This is a genomic window from Bradyrhizobium sp., assembly GCF_049798375.1.
In the GTDB taxonomy this organism is placed as follows: Bacteria; Pseudomonadota; Alphaproteobacteria; order Rhizobiales; family Xanthobacteraceae; genus Bradyrhizobium.
This window is the reverse complement of sequence record NZ_JBARGP010000440.1, coordinates 1-6,867: the sequence shown is the minus strand read 5'-3', so window position 1 is coordinate 6,867 and position 6,867 is coordinate 1. Positions and strand designations below refer to the sequence as shown.

Sequence of the window (6,867 nt, the reverse complement as noted above, 5' to 3'; positions counted from 1 at the left end):
GAGTTAGCTCGGGCGGGGTGTCGGCTGGAGTGGGCGCTCAGTCGCCGTTCTTCCGCGGCCGCGACCAGAGCAGGGTGTAGCCTTCACCACCTTCGTCGTCGAACAGGTTCGCGTAGATCGGTGCATTGAAGGACGGATCGTCGAGCTTGAGCGAGAGATAGTCGCGGCCTTCCTCAGAGCGCTTCGACCAGGCGGCGCCGATCTCGGCCCGGCCTACGTAGATGCGGTGGCTGGGAGCGTTCTCGTTCGAGCGGTTGGCTTCTGCGACGATGCGGACGCCCCTGGCCTGCAAGCTAAGCGTGACGATCTCGCCCTGGAAATCGTTTCCGATCTTCTTGAAAGAACCGATGGTAGCCATGTCACTTCTCCTGTTGTGTTTCGAGCCCGCGACCACCGCGGCCTCGATGGCGATCTGCAGGCCGAAGACGATCGGCGACGCACCCGCTCGGGCCGGAGCGCAGCGGAGGACGCCGTTGTGGCGACTTTCTTGTCTCGCGAGGAATGGGCGAAGCCCAGGGGAAGAAAGTCGCATCCACGGCGTTGCGGCTCAGACGATCGAGGCGAAGCCGGTCTTCGGCCAGATCAAGCCATCAACGAGGCCACGTGCGTCAGCGTGCTGAACCGCAGTCCTGGAGAAGATTTGGCGGGGCATGGTTTTGCCGAACAAGAGGCCCAAACGATCAGGCGCAGAACAAGAAACGATCTGCTGCAAAAGGCAGTACCTGCCGCGAAGAGACGGACGAGAGCCACGCGCGGCTTCGCCGACGATGTCGTCCGAGATATGAGCGGCATGGTCGAGGCGCCCCGAAGAGGGGGCGCGGCGGTCTCTCGCTCTGCTCGCGGTGAAGCTACGTCCAACGTGCCGCTCTACGCGAAGCTGTTCGAAGACGAGGGCGGCACAGGCAGATCATCGCTTGGGTCAGACGGCCGTGGGAATTGGTGAAACGCCGCTCCATTAATCAGCGCGCACTCGCGCGAGCGGGTCTCCACAAAATTGATCATGCGTGTCCACGCGGTGCTGCCCACGCGAATCAGGCCCAGGAAAGCGCAGACCTCACGTCAAGCGAGCGATGCCATCACGATCCGAGACGGTGCGGGCACGAACTGATAGCCAGCCGCAGTAGCAGGAACAGCGAATGCCTTCGATGTGCAGTGTCAATGATCTGCTAACGGCGAAGAACAGGCCGATCACGCGTGTGTTGAGAAAAGGCAGGGCAAGCGTGGTGGCTCCGTTTACATCGATCGCGCATTCGCGCCCTCCGCCACCACGATGAAAGGTCCAACGTGCTATCGGAGCAAGGGGGAGCTGATCACGCGCAAGCTCCGCGTATTTGCTTGAGGTGCAAGTGGATGGCGGCTCACGCGCCGCCGAATTTCCAAACGGGAATGCCGAGCCGCTTTGCCTTGTCGGCGAGGTTGTCCTGGATTCCCGTGCCTGGGAAATGCATGACACCGATTGGCAGGAGTTCGAGCATGGCGTCGTTGCGCTTGAACGGTGCTGCCTTGGCATGTTTGGTCCAGTCGGGCTTGAAGGCGATCTGAGGCACCTTGCGGCTGGTCGCCCATTTGGAGGCGATCAGTTCGGCCCCCTTGGGCGAGCCGCCGTGGATCAGGACCATGTCAGGATGCTTGGCGTGGACCCTGTCGAGCCGATCCCAGGTCAGGCGGTGATCATTGAAGTCGAGCCCGCCGGTGAGTGCGATCTTCGGTCCCGGCGGCAACATGATCTCGGTCTCCGCGCGGCGCCTCGCTGCGATGAAGTCACGGGAGTCGATCATCGCTGCAGTCAGCGTGCGATGATTCACCAGGGATCCCGCTCGCGGGCGCCAGGATGCCCCGGTGTGAACCTCGAAGCCTTCGATGGCCTGGTCGCGGAAGAGCTCCAGGCAATTGCGGCGCTCGATGAGCGTGATGCCTTCGGCCGTCAGGCGCTCGAGTTCGATCGATCGCACCTCGGAGCCATTCTGCTCGCGATGGCTCTTTCGCTGCGCCTGCTCGTTGTCGTCGAGTTGGCGCTCGATACGGTCGACGGCGCGGTGGAACAGGTTGACGGTCGACCAGAGCAGATCACCGAGGTCGGGCTCGAGGCGCGTGTCGCTCAAGGTCGCAACCAGGGCATCGAAGATATCGGCGATAGCGCCAGCGATCATCTTGCCCTCGGGAAGCGGTCGAGGATCGGGCTCGTCGTCAAATGGACGGTAGCCGAAGAGCTGAAGCTCGGTCAGGAGGCGATCGCTCGGAGACGCGGCGTGCGGCGGTTCGATGTCGTCGTGGTCGGTCATGGAAGAGGTCCTTTGCCGGATCGGCCGCGCCCTTCGCGGCCTTCGTGGCGATCACTCAGACGGCGGGCGGAGCGGGCCAGAACCCGGAGCGGCTTGTCCGCCGAAGCCCAGCGGGCGCAGGCGGAAGCGGAGGGCCGAAGCGGCAGCGGAGGATGGCGCAGGCCGGCTATTTTGTTTCGCGATGCAAAGCGCGCCGGCGACATGGGTCTCGTGCCGTCTCATCGCCGGCGCGCGGCGGAAAATAGCCGGACGCAGCCATTGCCGGCCCGCACTGCCTGCCGTCCGATCGCCCCCCCAGAAGGCCGGAGGTCGCGCCCGCTTCCGGCACTCGGCCTCGCCAGGCCGCCGACGCGAGAACGATGCGCCATGCTATTCCGCAGTGAGCTCCGACGAAGACAGGAAGCGGACTATGTCCTCCGGTGCGAGCTGACGCCGCAAGGCTGCAACGAGCGCCTCGCCACCGAAGATGTGCAGATCTTCGTTGAAGTCGCCGAGCCTGGGCGACAAAGCGATCGCTTCGATGCCAGCCTCTTTCGCACGTCGGGTAAGAGCTGCCTGCACCGCGTCTCCGGCGGCATCGGCATCGCGGACGACATAGAGCCTGCGCAGTCCAGCCGGCAGCAACATCGCGGAGAGGTGATTGGCCGAGAGTGCGGCGGCCATGGGCATCGTTGGCAGCATGCAACGCAGCGACAGCATGGTCTCTATCCCCTCGCCGGCGGCGAGCACATCGTCCGCGGCATCAAAGCGAACGGCATTGCCGAGCAGGTCGCCCATAGCGCGACGTGGCGTATCGATCGGAGCCTTGCCAAGCCGCACCCGATCAAATCCGTCGGGATCGAGCCAGGTGCGGTGAACGCCCGTGATCCGTCCATCAAGGTCCGTGACGCAGGCAATCATGGCCGGCCAGGTTTCGGTCGGCAAGTGGTCGTCCGGCCGATAGTAACAACGCGGGTGAAAGCGAAGGCTGCCACCATGGTGGACGCGGTCTATTCCACGATGCTGCAAATAGGTCTCGACCAGCGTCGCCTCGACCGCGCTGGATGCCGCAAAAAGCCGGCGGGCGGCGTCTTGCGATCCTGCCGGTGCGGGTGAACGAATGAGTTTGGCAGCCGGCTGCTGGTGCGGACCAGACAGGCTCAAAAAGCGCCTTGCCTCCCGAGCGACCTCGGTAAAATCGCGCAAGCCGAGGCTTTCGCGAATGACATCGAGGAGATCGCCATGCTCCCCGGTCGCGGCATCGGTCCACTTGCCGGCAGGACCTTTGGCTGATTCCTGTAGCCGTACGAACAACGAGCGCCCGGGGGTGTTGTGGACGTCGCCGACCACCCAGTACCGCCCTGCCCGCTTGCCATGAGAGAGATAATGCCGACATACCGCCTCGGCCTCACGCGCGAGGCGACGTGCCAATTCAGACGCATCGCGGGGCATCAGGCGGCCTCCCGCTCGCTGATGCACGCAACGGGATAGGTCTCGAGCAGCTTTGTCAGGACACCGACGCCGCTTTCGTCTGTGGGGACAAACATGCGCAGCTTCCAGGAGATGATCTCTCCAAAGAGACCGTAGGCCCTGAGACGATCGCGCATCGTGTCGTCGAACCCCGACAGTTCGATACGGACTGCGCTCATGGTCCGGACGCGGCGCAACTGCAGGCCCTCGGCAAGCTCAAGGACGGTGCGTCCTTCCATCAGCCCGGCGAACGCCGCGTCCGGCGTCAGCGCGGGCACGCTCGTCGCAAGGATGTGCGCCACCCAAGCGGCGGAGACTCTGCGGCCGATGATGCGCTCCCCTGCGTCGGTCTGAAGCCGGTAGACGCGGGTCGACTCGTTCGGCAGCCGTTTCCAGATCGGGAGCAGCAAACCCGCCACGATGTGGATCGTGCTTTCCGTGAACGCCGGGATGTCGGCAAGCTCCGCCAACCAGACCGCGGCGAAACGTTCACGATCAGCTTCCGCCCATTGGCTCTCCGCCACCATGTCGAGCGAGACCGTATGCTGTTCCATGGGGCGGATCAGGCGGACGCGCCGCTCGATCTCGCCGTCGTCGAGCATGGCGCTCGCCGCGGCAACCTGCACGGCAGCCCGTCCCGAGCGCTGATTAATCAGCAGGACGGCACCACGAGCGGACACATCAGCAAGCGCGTTACCCAGGCTCATGGGACGATTGCGCAGACGCTGGGCGATCGCGAGCAGCCGGGTCTCGGCGCCGGTGCTTGGATGGACGTAGATCGTCCGCCGCTCGGTGACGACAAAGCTCTCGGCGTGCAGCGTCTCCAGCCCGACGTCGTAGGTGCCAGATGCGACCGCGCCTTCGATCCGAGCAGCCAGGAGCTGCTCGAACGCGGTGAACAGGACGTTCTGCAGGTCGATCGTGAGCGCCAGCAGCCTGTTCAGGAACGTCGTGATGGGCGGCAGATCATCCTTGAGACCATTGGCGTCGATCAATTTCAGGCCGGTCGCGTCCTCGAACCTCTGGAGCGAGCAGCCGTCGATCTTGCCGCGCGCGAGCAAGGTGTAGAGCTGACGCAAAGCGTCGCGCCCGTGCTGGCTTTCGAGATTGTCTTCGGAGCGAAACAGACCCTGCCCGCCAGTCTGGCGCTGGCCGCGCGTAATGGCCCCCAGCGTGTCGAGCCGGCGCGCGATGGTGCTGAGAAAGCGCTTCTCGGCTTTCACGTCGGTGGCGATGGGACGAAACAGCGGCGGCTGCGCCTGGTTGGTCCGGTTGGTGCGGCCAAGCCCCTGGATCGCGGCATCAGCCTTCCAGCCGGGCTCGAGCAAATAGTGGACTCGCAGGCGGCGGTTTCGAGCCGACAGCTCGGCATGGTAGCTTCTTCCCGTGCCGCCCGCATCGGAGAACACGAGGATCCGCTTGATGTCATCCATGAAGGCCGATGTCTCGGCGAGGTTGGCCGAGCTGGCTCGATTTTCGACCACCAGCCGGTCACCTTTGCGAACGATGCGGCGCGAGCGGCCGGTCACTTCGGCGACCAGTTCGGTCCCGAAGCACTGGATCACCTGGTCCAGCGCCCCCGGTACCGGCGGCAGCGAGGCGAGCTTTTCGATCAGGCGATCGCGGCGTGCGACAGCATCCCGGCTGTCAACCGGCTGGCCATCGCGATAGACAGGCCGCGAGCAGAGATTGCCGTCCGCGTCGGTGAAGGGCTCGTAGAGCTGGACCGGAAAGGAATGCGCGAGGTAGTCGAGCACATATTCGCGCGGGGTGATGTCGACCCGGACGTCGTTCCACTCTGCAGTCGGAATCTCTGCGAGCCGGCGCTCCATCAGCGCTTCGCCTGTCGACACGATCTGGATCACAGCGGCATGACCTGCATCGAGGTCGCGCTCGATCGATCGGACCAGCGACGGCGTTTTCATGGAGGTCAGGAGATGACCGAAGAAGCGCTGCTTGGCGCTTTCGAAGGCAGATCGTGCGGCGGATTTCGCCTGCCCATTTAGCGTTCCGGTAGCGCTGGTGACGTTGGCGGCGCGCATCGCGGCGTCGATGTTGTTATGGATGATGCTGAATGCATCCGCATAGGCGTCGTAGATGCGAATTTGTTCCGGCGTCAGCTGATGCTCGACGAGCTCGTACGCGACCCCCTCGTAGGACAATGAGCGTGCCGCGTAGAGACCAAGAGCTTTGAGGTCGCGCGCCAGTACCTCCATGGCGGCGACCCCGCCCTCCTCGATCGCCTCGACGAACTCGGCACGTGTTGCAAAAGGAAAGTCGGAGCCGCCCCAAAGGCCAAGGCGTTGCGCATAGCCGAGGTTGTGGACCGTGGTGGCGCCGGTCGCGGACACATAAACCACGCGAGCGTCCGGCAAGGCATACTGCAGCCTTAAGCCAGCGCGTCCTTGCTGTGAGGCCGCCTGGTCGCCGCGCTCACCCTTGCCTCCGACCGCATTCTGCATGGCATGGCTCTCGTCAAAGACGATCACTCCGTCGAAGTCGGAGCCCAACCATTCAGCGATCTGCCTGACCCGGGAAAGCTTTTCGCCACGCTCGTCGGTGCGCAGCGTCGCGTAGGTGGCAAACAGGATCCCTTCCGAAAGCCGGATCGGGGTGCCCTGACGGAAGCGTGACAGCGGCGTCACAAGCAGTCGTTCCATGCCGAGCGCCGACCAGTCCCGCTGCGCGTCCTCGATCAGTTTGTCGGATTTGCTGATCCAGGCCGCGCGGCGGCGACCCTTGAGCCAGTTGTCGAGCAGGATGCCGGCGACCTGGCGCCCCTTGCCCGCACCGGTGCCGTCGCCCAAGAACCAGCCGCGGCGAAAGCGGACGGCGTTCGGCGCGTCGTCGCGCGCGGCGGCAACCACGTCAAAAGTCGCATCGACCGTCCAGGAGCCGGCAAGACGTTCCGAATGCGCTTCGCCGGCATAGATGATGCTCTCGAGCTGCGCATCCGACAGAATGCCATCTGCCACCAGATTCGAAGGCAGGTGCGGACGATAAGACGGCTTCGGTGGCGCGACGGAGGCCATCGCGGCGGATTGCACCAGCCTGGTCGGATGCGGGCACGATCCAGGAATTCGGATCGCCTGCAGTCCGTATTGTTCATAAAGCGCATCGGTCAGTCTGGCGCCAT

The 6,867-nt window shown here is 64.3% G+C and carries 4 protein-coding genes; all 4 read right to left on the bottom strand.

The genetic code is table 11. From position 1 onward, the window contains the following. Window positions 1-37 precede the first annotated feature (37 nt). The gene (locus WA702_RS18305; protein WP_092514869.1) at window positions 38-358 is read right to left on the bottom strand and encodes a DUF736 domain-containing protein; all 321 of its coding nucleotides are present in this window, start codon (window positions 356-358) and stop codon (window positions 38-40) included. A 1,000-nt stretch (window positions 359-1,358) separates the two neighbouring features. Then, window positions 1,359-2,282 carry a DUF2493 domain-containing protein gene (locus WA702_RS18300; RefSeq protein WP_425111943.1) on the bottom strand — a complete coding sequence of 308 codons (924 nt, stop codon included), beginning with the start codon at window positions 2,280-2,282 and terminating at the stop codon, window positions 1,359-1,361. Between the two features lie 369 nt (window positions 2,283-2,651). Further along, the gene (locus tag WA702_RS18295) at window positions 2,652-3,713 is read right to left on the bottom strand and encodes a DUF7146 domain-containing protein (RefSeq protein WP_425111942.1); all 1,062 of its coding nucleotides are present in this window, start codon (window positions 3,711-3,713) and stop codon (window positions 2,652-2,654) included. Further along, the coding region (locus WA702_RS18290; protein ID WP_425111941.1) for a strawberry notch family protein at window positions 3,713-6,867 on the bottom strand (3,155 nt) is incomplete at its 5' end. The genes WA702_RS18295 and WA702_RS18290, both read right to left, overlap by 1 nt.

Coding starts and splice junctions, on each gene's coding strand:
- WA702_RS18300 (WP_425111943.1), bottom strand. CDS start 2,282: ATGACCGACCACGACGACATCGAACCGCCGCACGCCGCGTCTCCGAGC.
- WA702_RS18305 (WP_092514869.1), bottom strand. CDS start 358: ATGGCTACCATCGGTTCTTTCAAGAAGATCGGAAACGATTTCCAGGGC.
- WA702_RS18295 (WP_425111942.1), bottom strand. CDS start 3,713: ATGCCCCGCGATGCGTCTGAATTGGCACGTCGCCTCGCGCGTGAGGCC.